15 protein-coding genes and 1 pseudogene are annotated in these 17059 nt (G+C 71.5%); 12 read left to right on the plus strand and 4 right to left on the minus strand.

Going from position 1 to position 17059, the window contains the following annotated elements; translation table 11 throughout:
- Positions 1–29 precede the first annotated feature (29 nt).
- Genes ACSHV8_RS04220 through ACSHV8_RS04230 form a run of 3 tightly spaced genes read left to right on the plus strand, consistent with a single transcriptional unit; the run spans position 30 to position 3531 of the window.
- Positions 30–494 carry a DUF3237 domain-containing protein gene (locus ACSHV8_RS04220; protein ID WP_436529556.1) on the plus strand — a complete coding sequence of 155 codons (465 nt, stop codon included), beginning with the start codon at positions 30–32 and terminating at the stop codon, positions 492–494.
- Positions 494–2110, plus strand: a complete 1617-nt coding sequence (locus ACSHV8_RS04225; RefSeq protein ID WP_436529558.1) for a CocE/NonD family hydrolase — start codon at positions 494–496, stop codon at positions 2108–2110. The genes ACSHV8_RS04220 and ACSHV8_RS04225 overlap by 1 nt, the downstream gene beginning before the upstream one ends.
- An 11-nt stretch (positions 2111–2121) precedes the next feature.
- Complete coding sequence (locus ACSHV8_RS04230) at positions 2122–3531, plus strand: amidase (RefSeq protein ID WP_436529559.1); 1410 nt, start codon at positions 2122–2124, stop codon at positions 3529–3531.
- On the opposite strand, the gene ACSHV8_RS04235 is transcribed toward ACSHV8_RS04230, so the two are convergent.
- Complete coding sequence (locus ACSHV8_RS04235; RefSeq protein ID WP_436529561.1) at positions 3506–3916, minus strand: MarR family winged helix-turn-helix transcriptional regulator; 411 nt, start codon at positions 3914–3916, stop codon at positions 3506–3508. The genes ACSHV8_RS04230 and ACSHV8_RS04235 overlap by 26 nt on opposite strands.
- A 181-nt stretch (positions 3917–4097) precedes the next feature.
- Between ACSHV8_RS04235 and ACSHV8_RS04240 the strand changes: the two genes are divergently transcribed.
- From ACSHV8_RS04240 to ACSHV8_RS04260, 5 genes are read left to right on the plus strand one after another with little or no spacing between them, the layout of a single operon-like run.
- Positions 4098–4985 carry an SDR family oxidoreductase gene (locus ACSHV8_RS04240; RefSeq protein WP_436529563.1) on the plus strand — a complete coding sequence of 296 codons (888 nt, stop codon included), beginning with the start codon at positions 4098–4100 and terminating at the stop codon, positions 4983–4985.
- 2 nt (positions 4986–4987) lie between these two features.
- Positions 4988–5863, plus strand: coding sequence for an amidohydrolase family protein (locus ACSHV8_RS04245; RefSeq protein ID WP_436529565.1), 876 nt, complete (start codon positions 4988–4990; stop codon positions 5861–5863).
- Positions 5860–6315, plus strand: coding sequence for a MaoC family dehydratase (locus ACSHV8_RS04250; protein ID WP_436529567.1), 456 nt, complete (start codon positions 5860–5862; stop codon positions 6313–6315). The genes ACSHV8_RS04245 and ACSHV8_RS04250 overlap by 4 nt, the downstream gene beginning before the upstream one ends.
- A 9-nt stretch (positions 6316–6324) precedes the next feature.
- Positions 6325–7791: an acyl-CoA synthetase gene (locus tag ACSHV8_RS04255; RefSeq protein ID WP_436529569.1), complete on the plus strand. Its 1467-nt coding sequence runs from the start codon at positions 6325–6327 to the stop codon at positions 7789–7791.
- Positions 7792–7830: 39 nt separating this feature from the next.
- Positions 7831–9132 carry a DUF4832 domain-containing protein gene (locus ACSHV8_RS04260; RefSeq protein WP_436529571.1) on the plus strand — a complete coding sequence of 434 codons (1302 nt, stop codon included), beginning with the start codon at positions 7831–7833 and terminating at the stop codon, positions 9130–9132.
- Positions 9133–9390: 258 nt separating this feature from the next.
- Here ACSHV8_RS04260 and ACSHV8_RS04265 read toward each other — a convergent pair whose 3' ends face one another.
- Entirely contained in the window at positions 9391–10143 is a 753-nt protein-coding gene (locus ACSHV8_RS04265) for an SIR2 family NAD-dependent protein deacylase (protein WP_436529573.1), read from the minus strand.
- A gap of 165 nt (positions 10144–10308) precedes the next feature.
- Between ACSHV8_RS04265 and ACSHV8_RS04270 the strand changes: the two genes are divergently transcribed.
- Positions 10309–10863, plus strand: coding sequence for a hypothetical protein (locus ACSHV8_RS04270; protein WP_436529575.1), 555 nt, complete (start codon positions 10309–10311; stop codon positions 10861–10863).
- A gap of 40 nt (positions 10864–10903) precedes the next feature.
- On the opposite strand, the gene ACSHV8_RS04275 is transcribed toward ACSHV8_RS04270, so the two are convergent.
- Entirely contained in the window at positions 10904–11041 is a 138-nt protein-coding gene (locus ACSHV8_RS04275) for a hypothetical protein (RefSeq protein ID WP_436529577.1), read from the minus strand.
- Positions 11042–11117: 76 nt separating this feature from the next.
- Between ACSHV8_RS04275 and ACSHV8_RS04280 the strand changes: the two genes are divergently transcribed.
- Positions 11118–12053 (plus strand): hypothetical protein, encoded by a 936-nt coding sequence (locus ACSHV8_RS04280; protein ID WP_436529579.1) that lies wholly within the window; start codon positions 11118–11120, stop codon positions 12051–12053.
- A gap of 303 nt (positions 12054–12356) precedes the next feature.
- Here the strand turns inward: ACSHV8_RS04280 and ACSHV8_RS04285 are convergent, their stop codons facing one another.
- Positions 12357–13343, minus strand: coding sequence for an alpha/beta fold hydrolase (locus ACSHV8_RS04285; RefSeq protein ID WP_436529581.1), 987 nt, complete (start codon positions 13341–13343; stop codon positions 12357–12359).
- A gap of 120 nt (positions 13344–13463) precedes the next feature.
- Between ACSHV8_RS04285 and ACSHV8_RS04290 the strand changes: the two are divergent.
- Positions 13464–15095 (plus strand): annotated as a pseudogene (locus tag ACSHV8_RS04290) (GMC oxidoreductase); the annotation flags it as partial.
- 185 nt (positions 15096–15280) lie between these two features.
- Positions 15281–16732, plus strand: a complete 1452-nt coding sequence (locus tag ACSHV8_RS04295) for a flavin-containing monooxygenase (RefSeq protein WP_436529583.1) — start codon at positions 15281–15283, stop codon at positions 16730–16732.
- The last annotated feature ends 327 nt before the right edge of the window (positions 16733–17059 follow it).

The following is a 17059-nucleotide window of genomic DNA, read 5'->3' on the forward strand; positions in this document are numbered from 1 at the left end:
TCATTTCAGCAAAGAAAACGAGGACCGTCATGCCTGAACTGCCCGATCCTCGGCTCGTCTTCTCCTTCGAAGCACGGGTCGACGTCGCCGAGACGCTGCACGTCGGCCGCGGTCCGGACGAGGTCCTGATGTTCACCCCGATCACCGGCGGCACGGTCTCCGGCCCCCGGCTCAACGGCGTCGTGCTGGCCGGCGGCGGCGACTGGTCGACCACCCGGGGACAGGTGACCACGCTCGAAGCCCGCTACCTGCTGCGCGCCGACGACGGCACGGTCATCGACATCCTGAACCGCGGCTTCTGGCGGGCCACGCCCGAGATCGACGCGCGGGTCGAAGCGGGCGAGGACATCCCGGAGACCGAGTACTACTACCGCACCAGCCCGGTCTTCAGCACCGACGCCCCGGCCCACCGCTGGCTGCAGGAGTCGGTCTTCGTCGGGCTGGCCCGCGGCGAGGCCGGCCAGGTGTGCATCCGCTTCTTCGAGGTGCTCTGATGACGCTCTCCGTGCACCGGACCGGGCCCGGCCCGATCTCGCCGGCCGCGACACAGCACATGGTGCGCATGCGCGACGGCGTGCGGCTGGCCACCGACGTCTACCTGCCCCGGGACCTTTCCGGACCCGGGCCGGTGATCCTGACCCGCCTTCCGTACGACAAGTGCGGCGAGTACACGTTCATGCCGCGCATCGCCGAGTACTTCACCACGCGCGGCTACACCATGGTCGTCCAGGACGTCCGCGGGAAGTTCCGCTCCGAGGGCGAGACGCTGCTCTTCGTCAACGAGGCCTACGACGGCCACGACACCCTCGACTGGATCATCCAGCAGGAGTGGTCGGACGGTGTCGTCGGGATGTGGGGCGACTCGTACTACGGCTACACCCAGTGGGCCGCCGTCTCCACCGGCCACCCGGCGCTGCGGGCCATCGCGCCGCGCGTCACCGGCACCCGCCTCGGCGAACTGCCCGGACCGATCCCCGGGCAGCGCACGCACGACGTGGAGATGGGCGTTGCCCGCTTCTATCCGCTCAGCATGTTCCACGATCAGGACATGCTGGAGTGGGAACTCGACTGGTCCCGGCGCCCGTTCGCGGCCCAGGTCGAGGAGTTCTTCGAGGCGGTCGGCAGCCGCTCGGCCTCCTACGACGTCTGGTTCCCGCACCCGGTCAACCTGCGCCGCTTCCCGGCCGGGCACCCGTTCGACGCGCCGGCCGTCCCGGTCCTGATGACGATCGGCTGGTGGGACAACTGCGCCCCCTGGTCCTGGGACGACCACCGCGAACTGCGGCGACGGCCGGCGTGGGCGCGCAACGAATACCTCCTGCTCGAAGCGATCGACCATGAGAACAACAGCCACTTCCTTCCCCGTACGGGCAACGGGGACCCGTCGTTCCTCCCGCGCTACCTCGACCCGGCGGTCGAGTTCTTCGACGTGTTCCTGAAGGGTGTGGAGAAGGAAATACCGCGTGTCCGCTGGCAGTTGGCCGGCTCCGGGGACGCCGGTCATCGGGCCGACGCCGCGTGGCCGCCGCTCACCTCGTACCAGATCGATTTCGGTCTTTCGGGTGATCGGCTGGGTGTTTCAGCTGCCCCGGGCGAGGTCGTGACCTGGACGCATGACGCCGCTGACCCGGTGCCGTCGCCGGTCGGGGACGCCTTCTCGTTCCTCGCCGAGTACCCGGACGAGCGGCACCTCGCCGACCGCCCCGACGTGCTGGTCTTCACCGGCGCGCCGGTCGGGGAACCGCTCGACCTGGCCGGGCCGATCACGCTCAGCACCGTGTTCGGCTCGGACGGGCCGGAGGCCGACCTGTTCGCCCGGCTGACCGACGTCGCGCCGGACGGCAGCGCGCGGCTGATCGCTCGCGGACAGCAGACCGTTCTCGCCCCCGGGGACGGGGTCGCGGTGACGGTCGACCTCGGGCACACCGGGTACCGCCTCGCGCCCGGTCACGCGCTGCGGCTGACGCTGGCCGGCAGTGACGCGCCCGAGTTCGTGCCCGCTCCCGGCACCGGCGAGCACCGCTGGCTGGCCGTCAAGACCATCCCCAACCAGCAGCGGATCCACCTCGCCGACACCAGCCTGACCTGCACCGTCCTCCCCGCATCGTGAAAGGCCGACCGATGACCAACCTGACCGCTGCTGAGATCGCCGACGGGGTACGGGCCGGCAAGATGACCGCCCGGTCCGTGGTGAACGACCACCTGGCCCGCATCGACGAAGTGAACCCGCAGGTCAACGCGGTGACCGTGGTCCTCGCGGACCGGGCCCGGGAAGCCGCCTCTGCGCTGGACGAGCGGATCGCCCGCGGGGAGGACCCGGGCCCGCTCGCCGGCGTACCGATCTCGGTCAAGGAGAACATCGACCTGACCTGGTCGGCGACCACCTCCGGCCTGCCGTTCGCGGCCGGCAACGTGCCGCCGGCCAACGCCACCTTCGTCGACAAGCTCCTCGCGGCCGGCGCGATCCCGGTCGCCCGCGGGAACATGCCCGACATCGGACTGCGCTGGGACACCGACAACGACCTGTTCGGGCGCACGCTGAACCCGTGGGACGCCACTCGCGTACCCGGCGGTTCCAGCGGCGGTGACGCCGTCGCGGTCGCCACCGGCATGGTCGCGGCCGGGCTCGGCAACGACTACGGCGGCTCGCTGCGCCTGCCCGCGCACGCCGCCGGGATCACCGCGCTGCGCCCGTCGGCCGGCCGGGTGCCCGGCCCGTCGCGCGGCGTCGAACCGCTGCCCCTCTCCATCCAGCACATGGCCGTGAACGGCCCGCTGGCCCGCTCGGTCGCCGACCTGGACCTGCTCTTCGGCGTGATGCACGGCGCCGACGACTTCGACCCGCTCAGCGTGACGGTCCCGCACCCGTCCGGGTACGACGGCCCGCGCCGCGTCGCGGTCACCGCCGACCCGTGCGGCTGGGGCGTCGACCCGCTCGTCGCCTCCGCCGTCCGGGACGCCGCCGCCGCACTGGCCGCCGCCGGCTGGGAGGTCGAGGAGGTCGAACCGCCCTCGATCGACCGGTGCGCGACGATCTGGCGGCAGCTCTCCTCGACCGAGAACGCGCCGATGCTGCTCACCCCGGGCGTGTTCCCCGGGCCGCTGTCGGCCGGCACGGTCCGGTACTTCAAGGACAACATCGTGGACGTCGACCTCCTCGACACGTCCGCGGCCTACCAGGGCGCGTGGGCCGAACGCTTCGTCCACGCCGCCGCCTGGCGCGCGTTCCACGCCCGCTACCCGATCGTGCTCGGACCGGTCACCACGCAGCCGATGCCGGTGATCGGCTACGACCTGTCCGGCCCGGAGGCCACCACCGAACTGTGGAAAGCCCACCGCCTGCTCGTCACGGCCAACTTCCTCGGCCTGCCCGCCGTCGCGGTGCCCACCGGGGTCTCCGGGAGCCGGCCGCTGGGCGTGCAGGTGATCGCCCGCCAGCACGGCGAGCACATCGCGCTCGCCGCGGCCCGCGACATCGAGACCGCCTTCCCGCCGATCACGCCGGTCAGGACAGGGACTGCCAGGCGCTGACCAGGCTCTGCCGGAGCTCGTCGGTCTGCGTCCCGGTCAGTTTCGCGGTCATCCGGGCCTCCAACTCCTGGACCGGATCGGCCACCGCGGCCAGCAGCGCCCGCCCTTCCTCGGTCAGGTGGATCAGCAGTTCGCGCCGGTTGCCGCGGTTGCGTTCGCGCCGGATGAGTCCGCGGGTTTCCAAGGCCCGGACCATGTCGGCGATGGATTGGGCGGTGACGAACGAGTCGCGGGCGAGTTGGGCCGCGGACAGGCCGTCGTGGCGTTCGAGGACGGTCAGGGCCGTGTATTGCAGCGCGGTGATGCCGTGGCCGCGGACCAGTTCGTCGAGGCGGGCGCGGACCGCCAGTTCGAGCTGTTTGACCAGGTAGAGCAGCGACGGCATGGGGCCCTCCGAGGTTCCGGTGAAGATGCCGCGACATTACCCCATTGACAGGAAACCTGATCGTCATCAAGACTCGGGATCAACAGGAATCCTGTTAATCGTGGGTGGCGCGCCGAGTTCGACGGGCTGCGGGGCCCGAACCCGTCGCGCCACCCACCATCTTCGTGAGAGGTTGAAACACATGGATCTGAGCGGCAAGGTCGCCGTCGTCACCGGTAGCGGCCGGGGCCTCGGCCTCGCCTACGCCACCGCGCTGGCCGCGGCCGGCGCGTCCGTCGTCGTCAACGACGTGGACCGGGCCGCGGTCGACGCGGCGGTGGCTCAGGTGCCCGGATCCGTCGGTGTCGCGGCGGCGGTCGGCGACACCGCGAGCGCCGAGCAGCTGGTCGCGGCCGCGGTGGAGGCGTTCGGCAAGCTCGACGTGCTGATCACGAACGCCGGCATCCTGCGCGACCGGGTGCTGTGGAAGATGACCGACGACGACTTCGACGCGGTGATCCGGACGCACCTGCGGGGCACGTTCACCTGCGCCCGGGCCGCCGCGATCCGGATGCGCGAGCAGGGCACGGGCGGGCGGATCATCCTGATCGGGTCGCCGGCCGGGCAGCGCGGGAACTTCGGGCAGACGAACTACGCGGCGGCCAAGGCCGGTATCGCGGCGATGGCCCGGACCTGGGCATTGGAACTGGCCCGCAGCGAGATCACGGTGAACGCGGTGGTACCGATCGCGGCCACCGAGATGACCAAGACGATCCCGGCCTTCGCGCCGGTGATCGAGGAGGCCGAGCGCACCGGCCGGCCGTATCCGGCCTGGCTGCGCCGCGACGAGGGCCTCGGAACGGTCGAGGACGTCACCGGGCTGATCACGTTCCTGGCCTCGGACGCGTCCAAGGGCATCACCGGGCAGGCGATCGGCATCGGCGGCGACAAGCTGGCGCTCTGGTCGCACCCGGCCGAGAGGGAGATCATCTACCGGGACGGCGGATGGCCGGCCGACGACATCGCCGGGTCCTGGAACTTCCAGGCGGAGACCTACGGCATCCCGGCCCCCGCCGCCCCGGGCAACTGATCATGGACACCTCGCAACTGACCGCGATCGACGTGCACACGCACGCCGAGGTGAGCCGGGACGGTCACAGTTCCCTGAGTCCCGAGCTGCTCGGCAGATCCGCGGACTACTTCAAGGCGCATGATCACCGGCAGCCGACCATCGACGAGATGGCCGCCTACTACCGCGAGCGGAAGATGGCCGCGGTCGTCTTCACCGTCGACGCCGAGCACGCCACCGGTCACCCGCGCATCGCCAACGAGGAGATCGCCGAGAGCTGCGCGGCGCACCCGGACACGCTGATCCCGTTCGCCGGCATCGACCCGCACAAGGGGAAGGCCGGCGTCCGCGAGGCCCGCCGGCTGGTCGAGCAGCACGGGGTGCGGGGCTTCAAGTTCCACCCCAGCATCCAGGGGTTCGCGCCGGACGACCGGCTCGCGTACCCGCTGTACGAGGCGATCGAGGAGCTCGGCGCGGTCGCCCTGTTCCACACCGGCCAGACCGGGATCGGCGCCGGCGTGCGCGGCGGCGGCGGGATCCGGCTCAAGTACTCCAACCCGATGCTCGTCGACGACGTGGCCGTGGACTTCCCGGATCTGCGGATCATCCTGGCCCACCCGTCGTTCCCGTGGCAGGACGAGGCACTGGCTGTCGCCACGCACAAGGAGCACGTGTACATCGACCTGTCCGGCTGGTCCCCGAAGTATTTCCCGCCCCAGCTCGTCCGCTACGCGAACAGCCTGCTGCAGGACAAGGTGCTGTTCGGCTCGGACTATCCGGTCATCACCCCGGATCGCTGGCTGGCGGACTTCGCGAAGCTGGAGCTCAAGGACGCCGTACGGGAAAAGATTTTGAAGTTGAATGCCGCTGGTCTGTTTTTTGGAGAGGACGCGAAATGACGACTGTGGTGAACGGGCTCGACGAGCTCAAGGCCCTCGCGGGCAAGGACCTCGGCGCCAGCGAGTGGCTGGAGATCACCCAGGAGCGGGTGAACACGTTCGCCGACGCGACCGGCGACCACCAGTGGATCCACGTGGACCCCGAGCGCGCCCAGGGCGGGCCGTTCGGCGGGCCGATCGCGCACGGCTACCTGACGCTGTCGCTGGTCATTCCCCTGTTCGGGGATCTCCTGAGGATCGAGGGGACCAAGATGGGCGTCAACTACGGCCTGGAGAAGGTGCGTTTCCCGCACCCGGTCCGGGTCGGCTCGAAGATCCGCCTGGCCGCCAAGGTGGTCAGCGTCGAGGACGTGCCCGGCGGCACGCAGAGCGTGTTCGACTTCACCGTGCAGATCGACGGCGTCGAGAAGCCGGCCTGCGTCGCCCGCACCGTCTACCGCCAGTACGCCTGAGGACCCACCATGCACAACGCAGGGCTGGGCTCCTGGCCGGCGCGCCGGGCGGCGATGTCGCCCGGGCGCACCGCGCTGATCTTCGGGGAGCGGCGGGTGACCTACGCCGAGCTGCACCGGCGGATCGCCCGGCTCGCCGCCGCACTCCGCGACGCCGGGGTGCGGCGGGGTGATCGGGTGGCGTATCTCGGCCCGAATCATCCGGCTTTCGTGGAGACGATGTTCGCCGCGTGGACGCTCGGGGCGATCTTCGTGCCGCTGAACTTCCGTCTCACCGCGACCGAGATTGATTACCAGTTGGCGCACAGCGGGGCGTCGGTGCTGATCCACGCGCCGGGCATGCCTCCGGTTGCCGCGCCGGTGACCTGGTCGATCGATGAACTGCCGTTTTTTGAGGCGATTTATCCGGATGAGTCAGTCGGTTTGGATGACGTCGCGGTCATCCTCTACACCTCGGGGACCACCGGCCACCCCAAGGGCGCCACGCTCACCCACGGCAACCTGATCTGGAACTGCTACAACCTGCTGGTCTGCGTCGACGTCGCCGGCGACGAGGTCACCCTGGTCAGCGCCCCGCTCTTCCACGTCGCGGCCCTCGACCAGTGCCTGCTGCCGACGTTCCTCAAGGGCGGCACCTCGGTGATCATGCCGAGCTGGGACGTCGACGGCTGTTTCGACCTGATCGCCGAGCACCGCGTCACCTGGATGTTCGGCGTTTCCACGATGTACGCCGGACTCAGCCAGTCCCCGCGGTGGGCCGACGCCGACCTCGGCTCGATCCGCAGCCTGATGACCGGCGGCGCGTCCGTCCCGGAGGCGCTGATCCACACCTACCAGGAGCGTGGCCTGCTGTTCTGTCAGGGCTACGGGATGACCGAGACGGCGCCCGGCGCGACGTTCCTGGAGGCCCGGGAGAGCCGGGAGCACGCCGGGTCGGCCGGACTGCCGGTGTTCTTCGCCGACGTGCGCTGCGTACGCCCGGATCTGACCGAAACCGATCTGGGGGAGCCCGGTGAGGTGCTGGTCCGCGGGCCGAACGTGACCCCCGGTTACTGGAACGATCCGCAGGCCACCGCGGCGGCGTTCGCCGACGGCGGCTGGTTCCGCTCCGGGGACGTCGCGGTCGTCGACGAACACGGCCACTTCCGCATCGTCGACCGGACCAAGGACATGTTCATCTCGGGCGGCGAGAACGTCTACCCGGCCGAGGTCGAGGCCGCGATCTTCGAACATCCCGAGGTCGCCGAGGTGGCCGTCGTCGGCGTGCCCGACCCGAAATGGGGCGAGGTCGGACGGGCGTTCGTCGTGCCGCGCCAGGGCTCGTCGCTCGCGCCCGGCGACGTCCCCGCGTTCCTGCGGGACCGCCTGGCCAAGTACAAGATCCCGGTCTACGTCGACGTCGTCGGCGACCTGCCCAAGACCGGCTCGAACAAGGTGCGCAAGGGACCGCTGCGGAACCTTCCGCTCCCGGGATAAACCCTCAGGCCGCGCTCACCAGGACCGATGGTCGCCGTCATGCGTCTGATCCCGGCTGCCGCGGCGGCCATCGTGCTCCTGGCCCCCGGCGCCGCATTCGCGGCAACCCCCAAAACCACCACTTCCCGCGCGTACGGCGTATCCGGCGAGGACTTCGCGAACCCGGGGCGCGGATTCTTCACCTGGTCGGAGTCCCACCTGCGGGCCGACGGCAGCGGGTGGGCGGCGCTGGACGCGGGAGCGCTGGCCGACGCCCGTACCTCACTATCGCGAAGCGTCGTCTATCGCATCATCTACCTGGAGAAATACCGCGACCTGGACACCCTGTCGGCCGCCGACCGGAAACTGATCGCGGCCGACTTCACCGCGGCCCGGCAGGCCGGGGTGAAACTGGTGCTGCGGTTCGCCTACACCGCGGACGACTCGGCCGACGCGCCGGTCACCCGGGTGGTGAAACACATCAGGCAGCTGAGTCCGATTCTGACCACCAACGCCGACCTGCTCGCGGCCGTGCAGGCGGGCTTCGTCGGGCGCTGGGGCGAGTGGTACTACACGGACAACTTCACCAGGGCCGACTGGTCCGACCGTCGCCAGGTGATCGCCGCGCTGCTGGCCGCGACCCCGGCGCCGATCCAGGTCCGCACCCCGGAGATCCGCCGGCGCCTGGTGCCCGCGGGGTCGGCCGCCCGGGTCGGCATCCACGACGACTGCTTCCTGGCCGGCACCGACGACTACGGGACGTTCCCGACCGCCGCGGACTTCTCGTGGATGGCCTCGCAGAGCGCATCGATGCTGGTCGGCGGGGAGACGTGCGATCCGTCGGCGCGGTCCGGGTGGACGTCGGCGTCGGCCGAACTGGCGGCCTACCACTGGACCTACCTGAACCCGGCGTTCAACGCCGACGTGCTCGACTCGTGGGGCGCGGACGGGCGGGCCGAGGCGTCGCGGCGGCTCGGCTACCGCCTCCGGCTCGCCGCGGCGACCGCACCGGCGACGGTCGGACCGGGCGGCTCGGTCACCGTCCGGCTGACGATCGCCAACGACGGGTACGCGGCGCCGACCCAGAGCCGGCCGGTCCGTCTCGTGCTGTCCGGCCCGTCCGCGACAACCGTCCCGATCACCACCGACGTCCGGAACTGGTCACCGTCGGCGTCGACCGCGCTGACCGTGACGTTCACGGCGCCGCGCAAGGCCGGCACGTATGCGCTGGCACTGTCACTGCCGGACCCGTCCGCGCGCCTGGCCACGACCCCGGCCTACGCCGTCCGCCTGGCCAACCCCGGCGTGTGGGACCCAGCGACCGGGACCAACGGGCTCGGGATCAGCCTGACGGTCAAGTAGCGCTCGCCTCGAGGTGGCCGAGCCCCATCCTCTCGCCCCACTTCACCTCGCCGACCGCCGGCAGCGGTCGCCGGTTGTCGCCGTCCAGGCCGAACACCACGACGTCGACCTCGTGAGAGGTGCAGTTGGCCGGGTCGTTGACGGTGCCGCTGCCCGACTTCGTCGGGGTAGTCAGCGAAGTCTCTGCATGTCGGCGGTCCGTGCGAGGCTGGTCAAGACGGATTCCTTCGCACGAGTGCGGTCGTGAGTCGCGCCCGGTCAGCCCCAGGCGGTGGTGACCAGGGCGGGGAGGATCTCGGCGGCCGGGCCGACCAGGTTGGCGGTGGCGATCGGGTCCAGCGGGGTCGGCCGGGGGTTGACCTGGATGACCGAGGCACCCGAGCGGGCGGCCAGCCGGGGAATCTCCGCCGCCGGGTAGACCAGGCCCGACGTGCCGATCGTGAGCAGGACGTCGCACTCGGAGGCGGCGCGGGCGGCGGACTCCAGGGCGGCCTCCGGGAGCTGCTCGCCGAACCAGACGACCCCGGGGCGGACCGGTCCGCCGCAGTGGACGCAGCGCGGGGGTGCGACGCGCTGACCCTCGTCCGGCTGATCCTCGGTCTCCGGGAGCGGCGCCGGGCGTGAGCAGGTGGCGCAGCGCGGGGCGAACAGGCTGCCGTGCAGGTGGACGACCGACGTCGAGCCCGCGCGTTCGTGCAGGTCGTCGACGTTCTGGGTGATCACGGTCAGCTGCGGGACGTGGGCCGCGAGTTGGGCGACAGCCCGATGGCCGTCGTTCGGGCCGACCCGCCGGACCAGCTGGCGGCGCCACTCGTACCAGCCCCAGACCAGCTCCGGATCCTCCTGGAACGCCTGCGGGGTGGCCAGCGACTGCGCGTCGAACCGGGACCAGAGGCCGGTCAGCGCGTCGCGGAACGTGGGCACGCCGCTCTCCGCGGAGATCCCGGCGCCGGTGAAGACCACGACGTGGCGGGCCTGACCCAGCAGTTTCGCGGCGTCGTTCAGGGCCATTTTCAGCGCGCTCCTCATCCGGGGCGGGAGGTTCTCGTGGTGACCAGGACCGATCAGAAGTGTGGCAGCCGGGACGGGCGGGCCGCATCACCGTTCCCGCCGTGGGTCGTTTGAGCATCAGACGGGTGTGGTGGAGGTTCGGTGATTCGAGGGCGAAACCTCTTGGTGGCCGCGGTTCTGGCCGGGATGACGCTGTCCGGCTGCGGCGAATCCGTCGAGGAGCGGGGGCTCACCCCGGTGGCCGACCGGCTGCCGGCGGTCTCGGGGAGTCCGTCGCCGGACGCTGCCCCGGGGGCCGCGCCGACCGGACGGACGGTGCTGGCGCCGGAGGATCCGATGCCGGAAGGTCCGATTCGGACCATCCTGCCGGGGGACGAGATGGTGCCGTCCGAGGACGTTCCGGAGCCCGATCCGACGGCTCGGGCGGAAGAACCGGTCGCCGGAGATGTCGGGCATGCGGCCACCCGGGCCCCGGACCCGGCGCCGGCGTCGCGACCGCGGGACGCTCACCGCCGTACGCGCAAATCGGTTCTGCCGGGAAGAACGAACCCGCCGGCGACCGTCGCCCCGGCTGCACCATCAGCGAAGCCGATCAAGAAGAAACCGAAGAAGACGCAGGTCCCGGCCCCGGCGACCGAGCCCGCGCAGACGGATCCGGGCGCGGCGGCGACGCCCGAACCGGTCCCGGAGAGAGCGTGCGGCGCCGCGGAGTGCCGTTGACACCGGCCCGGACCGCCGCGGACTGGCGCCGACGGATCGATCAGCTCGGAACCCGGGCGATGACCTCCGTCGGCGACTGGATCTCGCCCGCGCCGCGGCCCGGGCCATCCGAACCGCGGATCAGCGCCCTGGTCGCGCTCGTCGCGCTGCTCGGTGGGGTGCTTCCGATTCTGATCATGGTGATCACGTGGGCCTCCCGGCCCGAACCGGCGCACCGGGACTGCCCGGAAGCGGCGACCGCACGGTCCGGATACGTGCTCGCCGACCGGCCCGGTGAGGAGCACTACCAGCCCGCCGGGCAATGCAATTCGGCCGGATCAGAAAACCGCGTCGAGCGTACGGGCGTGGGCCGCTACCGGGTGACCTTCGGCCGGCTGGGTGCGGACGGCGGTGCCGCCGAAGTCACGCCGGTGACCGAAGACGATCGCATCTGCACGCTGCCCGACTGGCGGCCGGACGGTGACGACGAGCGGGTGGAGGTGGCCTGCTTCGACCGGTCCGGGGCGGCCGCGGACACCGGGTTCTCGGCCCGGTACTGGTATCGGCGCGGCGGCGACGAGACCGCGGCCTACCTGCGGCTGGGGGATCCGGGGCGGAGCAGTCAGGCGGTCGAGGACGCGTACAGCTACAACTCGGCCGGCGGGATCAACTCGGCGGACCGGGACGACGTCGGGTCCTACGTGATCTATCTCGGTCGTCTGGAACAGGCGTCCGGCGGAACCGTGAAGGTGACGGCGGTTGGGGACGCGGCAGCCGTGTGCGGTGTGGAGCAGTGGTTCGCGTATCCCGAAGGGAACTATCTCGTCGTGCGGGTCCGGTGCCGGGACGGGGGCGGACAGGCGGTGGACTCGCGGTTCGCGGTGTCGTTCGCGGTGGGGCTCGGGGACGGGGCGCGGGGGGCCTATCTGCGGGCGGATCGGGCTTCGGAGGCGGGGTATACCGCTACCGGGGTCTATTCGTTCAACAGCGCTGGGCAATCGAATTCGGTCACGCGGTCGGCGGTGGGGGATTATCGCGTGAGTCTGCCGGGGGTGCTCGGGGATGGCGGGAACGTGCAGGTCACGTCGTATGGCGGCGATGCCGTTTGTGTGACTACACCCCGGGATCAGAATTCTGGCGTACGGGTGGTGTGCCGTGGGCCGGGTGGGATGCCGGTTGATGCGCCGTTCGTGCTGATCTTCCGGCAGTGACCGGGAGGGATCGGCGCTCGGTGGTGACAGCGATTCGGGGCCGGCGTTGAAAGGGACTCGCGCTCGGCGTTGACCGAACGGGATTCGCGCTCTGCGGTGAGAGAGCCCCGCGTTCGGTCGTTGGCCGAAATGGATCTGTGGTGCGGTGGCCGGGTCCTGGCGTGGTCGCTCGTGGGGTCGGGCGGGTTCGAAAATTTCTGGGGGTGTGGCTTGACTCGGCCCCTGGGGCGGACCTGAGGCTTGATTCAGCGGCGCGGAGGTCACGCCGCAGCGGGGTGGTCACGTCACGGCACGGTGGTCACGTCACGGCACGGCGGGGTGGAGGAGCAGGTCGGCGCAGCGTCGAGGGGCGTCGGGGAAGGGGAGATGGCCGCAGCCCGGCAAGGGGACGTGGCGGGCGGCGGGCAGGGTGGTGCGGGCGCGGAGGGCCTGATTGCGATAGGGGAGGACGGCATCCCGGGTGCCCCAGGCGACGGTGACCGGGATGTGGGGCAGGGCGCCGAGGTCGGCCGATGACCACGGGGTGAGGTGGCGGAATGCGATGCGGGAGGCGGTGAAACCGGGGGCGTTGCCGAGCGCCCGGGCGTCGGCCAGGCAGTCGGTGGGGTCCAGGCTGCCCGGGTGGGCGTAGAAGGCCGAGCACAGAGCCGCGCGGCCGGCGCGGGAGCTCATCAGGCGTGGGAGACGGGCGTCGAGGGCGGTGGAGCCGGCCCGGGCCGCGCCCACGACGAAACGGCCCCAGCGGCCGCCGCCGGACGGCCAGAAGCCGACCGGGGAGAACGCGGTGACCGCGCTTGCCCGGCCGCGGCGGCCGAGTTCGAGGGCGATGCCGCCGCCCATCGAGCTGCCGCCCGCCTCCACCTGGTCGAGGCCGAGCGAGTCCAGGAACGACTCGACGAGGTCGGCCAGGTGCGCCACCGACCCGGGCATCGGGCTCGCGCTGGGCGCGGGGCCGGGTTTCGGCTCGCGGCCTTTGCTGGGCACAGGGCCGGACGTCGGCTCGCGGCCTGCGCTGGGCGTGGGGCCGGGCGCTGGCTCATGGTCTGTGCTGGGCGCGGTGCCGGGCGCCGGCTCATGGTCTGTGCCGGGCGTGGGAGTCGGGTGGCCGGAAGGGGTGGGTGGCGACCACATCGGGGAGGTGCCGAAGCCGGGGAGGTCGATGGCGATGACGTCTCGGTGCGGGGACAGGAGATCGAGGAGGGGGGTCCAGACCTGCCAGCGGCTGCCGATGCCGTGGATCAGGAGCAGCGGCGGGCCGGAGCCGCGGCGGTCGTGGGTGAGCGACGTCATCCGAGCACCATGCCCTGAACTGCGCGGAAAGGGGACCGCCGCACGGGTGGATTCGCGGGTTGAGCGATACCGGGAAACACGTTGTTGACATGTTGCCAATAAGGAAGTGATGCTACGGCGATGTCGTACGACTACGACGTCCTGGTGATCGGCTCCGGGTTTGGGGGCAGCGTGACCGCGCTGCGCCTGACGGAGAAGGGCTACCGTGTGGGCGTTCTCGAGGCCGGCCGCCGGTTCGCCGACGAGCAGTTCGCCAAGACGTCCTGGCGGCTGCGGGACTATGTGTACGCCCCGGCGCTCGGGTGCTACGGGATCCTGCGCCTCACCCTGCTCAAGAACGTGCTGATCATGTCCGGGGCGGGGGTCGGCGGCGGGTCGCTGGGCTACGCGAACACGCTGTACGAGCCGCCGGACGCGTTCTACGCCGATCCGCAGTGGGCCGGGATCACGGACTGGAAGTCCGAGCTCGCGCCCTACTACGACCAGGCCAAGCGGATGCTCGGTGTGACCGTCAACCCGGTGGAGACGGACTCCGACCGGGCGCTGCGGGCCGTCGCGGAGGACCTCGGGGTCGGGGACACCTATCGCCGTACGCCGGTGGGGGTCCTGTTCGGAGACGAGCCCGGCGCCGAGACGGCCGACCCGTTCTTCGGCGGGGCCGGCCCCGCTCGGCGGACGTGCACGCTGTGCGGGTCGTGCATGACCGGCTGCCGCAACAACGCCAAGAACACGCTGGTCAAGAACTATCTGTACCTGGCCGAGCGGGCCGGCGCGACAGTTCATCCGCTGACCACGGTCCGCGACGTCCGGCCGCGGCCCGGCGGTGGGTACACGGTCGACACCCGCCGGACGGGCGGCCTGGCTCGCAGGAGCTTCACCGCCGAGCAGGTGGTGTTCGCGGCCGGGGCGCTCGGCACCCAGCGCCTGCTGCACCGCCTGCGCGACCGCGGGAGCCTGCCGGGCGTCTCGCCGCGGCTGGGCGAGCTGAGCCGCACCAACTCGGAGTCGATCCTCGGCGCGCGCACCCGCCGGAAGGACCGCGACTACAGTCACGGCGTCGCGATCACCTCGTCGATCCACCCGGACGCGGTCACGCACGTCGAGCCGGTCCGCTACGGGCCGGGCAGCAACCTGCTGGCGCTGCTCTCCACGGTCATGGTCGACGACGCGGGGCGGGGTCCGCGCTGGTGGGCCGGGCTCAAACAGCTCGCGCGGGCGGGCCGTGACCTGCGGCTCTACCTGTCCCCGCGGGACTGGTCGCGGCAGACCGTGGTGCTGCTGGCGATGCAGCCGCTGGACAACTCGATCACCGTGTTCCGCAAGCGCGGGCGGCTGACCAGCCGGCCGGGGATCGGCGAGCCGAACCCGGAATGGGTGCCGGCCGCGCACGACGTGGCCCGGCGGACCGCGGAGAAGGTGGACGGGGTGCCGCTCGGGTCGTACACGGAGCTGGTCGGCAAGCCGGTGACCGGCCACTTCATCGGCGGGTGCGCGATCGGGGCGGTGGTCGATCCGTATCACCGGCTCTACGGGCATGCCGGCCTGCACGTGATCGACGGCTCGGTCGTCGCCGCGAACCTCGGGGTCAACCCGTCGCTGACCATCACGGCTCTGGCCGAGCGGGCGGTCGCGCTGTGGCCGAATGCGGGCGATGCCGAGGCCCGGCCCGAGGTTGGCGCCGACTATATCGTGATGAGTCCGATTCCTCCGCGCACTCCCGCGGTCCCGGCAACCGCCCCGGCCGCCCTCACGCTCAGCCGCCACCCGCTGGGCCCGCTGGGTCCGCTGGGCCCGGAGGCGTCCTGCGGCGTAGACCCGGCGGCGCCCGGCGACGCGGGTCCGGCGTCGGTCGGGGAGGCGGGCTCGGGGGCGAGCGCGGGTCCGGAGGCGAATGCGGGTCCCGGGGCGGTCCGTGGGGCGAGCCGGGAGACGAGCAGATGACGAGGATTCTGATCATCGGGACCGGGTTCGGCGGGGTCGCGGTGGCGAACTCGCTGGTCAAGGCCGGCTTCACCGACATCACGATGCTGGAGAAGGCGGACCGGGTCGGCGGCGTCTGGCGGGACAACCTCTATCCCGGGTGCGCGTGCGACATCCCGGCGCCGCTGTACTCGTACTCGTACGCGCAGAATCCGCTCTGGTCGCGCCGTTTCCCGCCGCAGCGGGAGATCCTGACCTACCTGGAGGACTGCGTCGCCGCATTCGGGCTTTCCGGAAAAATCCGATTCGGTACGGAGGTGGCCTCCGCGCAATGGGCCGGCACCCACTGGCGCGTCACCACCACGACCGGCGAGACCCTGGAGGCGGACGTCCTGATCCCGGCCGTGGGTCAACTGTCCCGCCCGATCGTCCCGCAGTTGCCCGGAACGTTCGACGGCCCGGCGATGCACACCGCCGACTGGGATCCGGCCGTCCCGATCGAGGGCCGCCGGGTCGCCGTCGTCGGCACCGGCGCGAGCGCGATCCAGCTGGTCCCGGCGATCGCGGGTGTCGCCGCGCACGTGACCGTCTTCCAGCGGGCCGCGCCGTGGACGCTGCCCAAACCGGACCGCCGCTACGGCCGTATCCGCAAGGGTCTCTACCGATCGATCCCCGCGCTGATGGCCCCGGCGCGCGCCGGCACCTGGCTGATGACGATCGTCACCGGCCTCGCGGTGACCGGCAACCGGGCCGCCGGCGCCCTGCTGCGGACCGTTTCGACCGTCCAGCGGCGCCTGCAGGTCCGCGATCCCGAGCTGCGCCGCAAGGTCACCCCGGACGAGCCGATGGGCTGCAAGCGGGTCCTGTTCACCAACGCGTGGCTGCCCACGCTGGCCCGGCCCGACGTCGAACTGGTCACCGAGAAGATCACCGCGGTCACCCCGGGTGGCGTCCGGACCGCCGACGGCACCGAGCATCCGATCGACGTCCTGGTCTGGGGCACCGGCTTCGCGGCCACCGAGTTCCTGGTCCCGATCAAGGTGACCGGCCGTGACGGTGAGTCCCTGGAGGAGGCCTGGGAGCACGGCGCGCACGCCTACCTCGGCCTGGCGGTGCCCGGTTTTCCCAACATGTTCCTGGTCTACGGCCCGAACACCAACACCGGCAACACCTCGGTCGTCTACTTCCACGAGTCCCAGGCCGAGTGGATCACCCAGGCCGTCCGTCATCTCGATCAACATCAAGACCCGCTTGAGGTACGACCGGAGGTCGCGGCCGCCTACGACCAGGAGCTGCAGTCCCGCCTGGCCGGCAGCGTGTGGACGTCCTGCCGGAGCTGGTACCGCACGGCCGCCGGCCGCGTGGTCACCAACTGGCCGGGCATGGCCGCCGAGTACCGCCGCCGAACCGCCCGCCTCAACCCCGCCGACTTCCTCCCCACCCACCCCCACCAGCCCAAACAGCCATAACCCCAGCCCAAGCCGCCCCTGAGAACCGTGAGCGCCAGCCGTGCCCCGGACAGCGACAACGACCATGAGCGCCAGCCGGGCCAGGGGCAGGCCGCCGCCGTGGGTGCCGCCCGGGCCTCAGCTGGCGCTCAGGGCTGTTTTTCTGCTCGGGAACGACCGTGAGTGCCAGCTGGGCCAGGGGGTGGGCCGCGGGGCGGGGCTCGGCTGGTGCTCAGGGTTGTTTTTCTGCTCGGGAACGACCGTGAGGGCCAGCCGGGCCGAGGGGTGGGGCGCGGCTGGAGGGGGAGTGGGCTGGGGGTTGCGGAGGGAGGCGTGGGGGCGGGCGGC

The organism is Actinoplanes sp. HUAS TT8, assembly GCF_051380535.1.
In the GTDB taxonomy this organism is placed as follows: Bacteria; Actinomycetota; Actinomycetes; order Mycobacteriales; family Micromonosporaceae; genus Actinoplanes.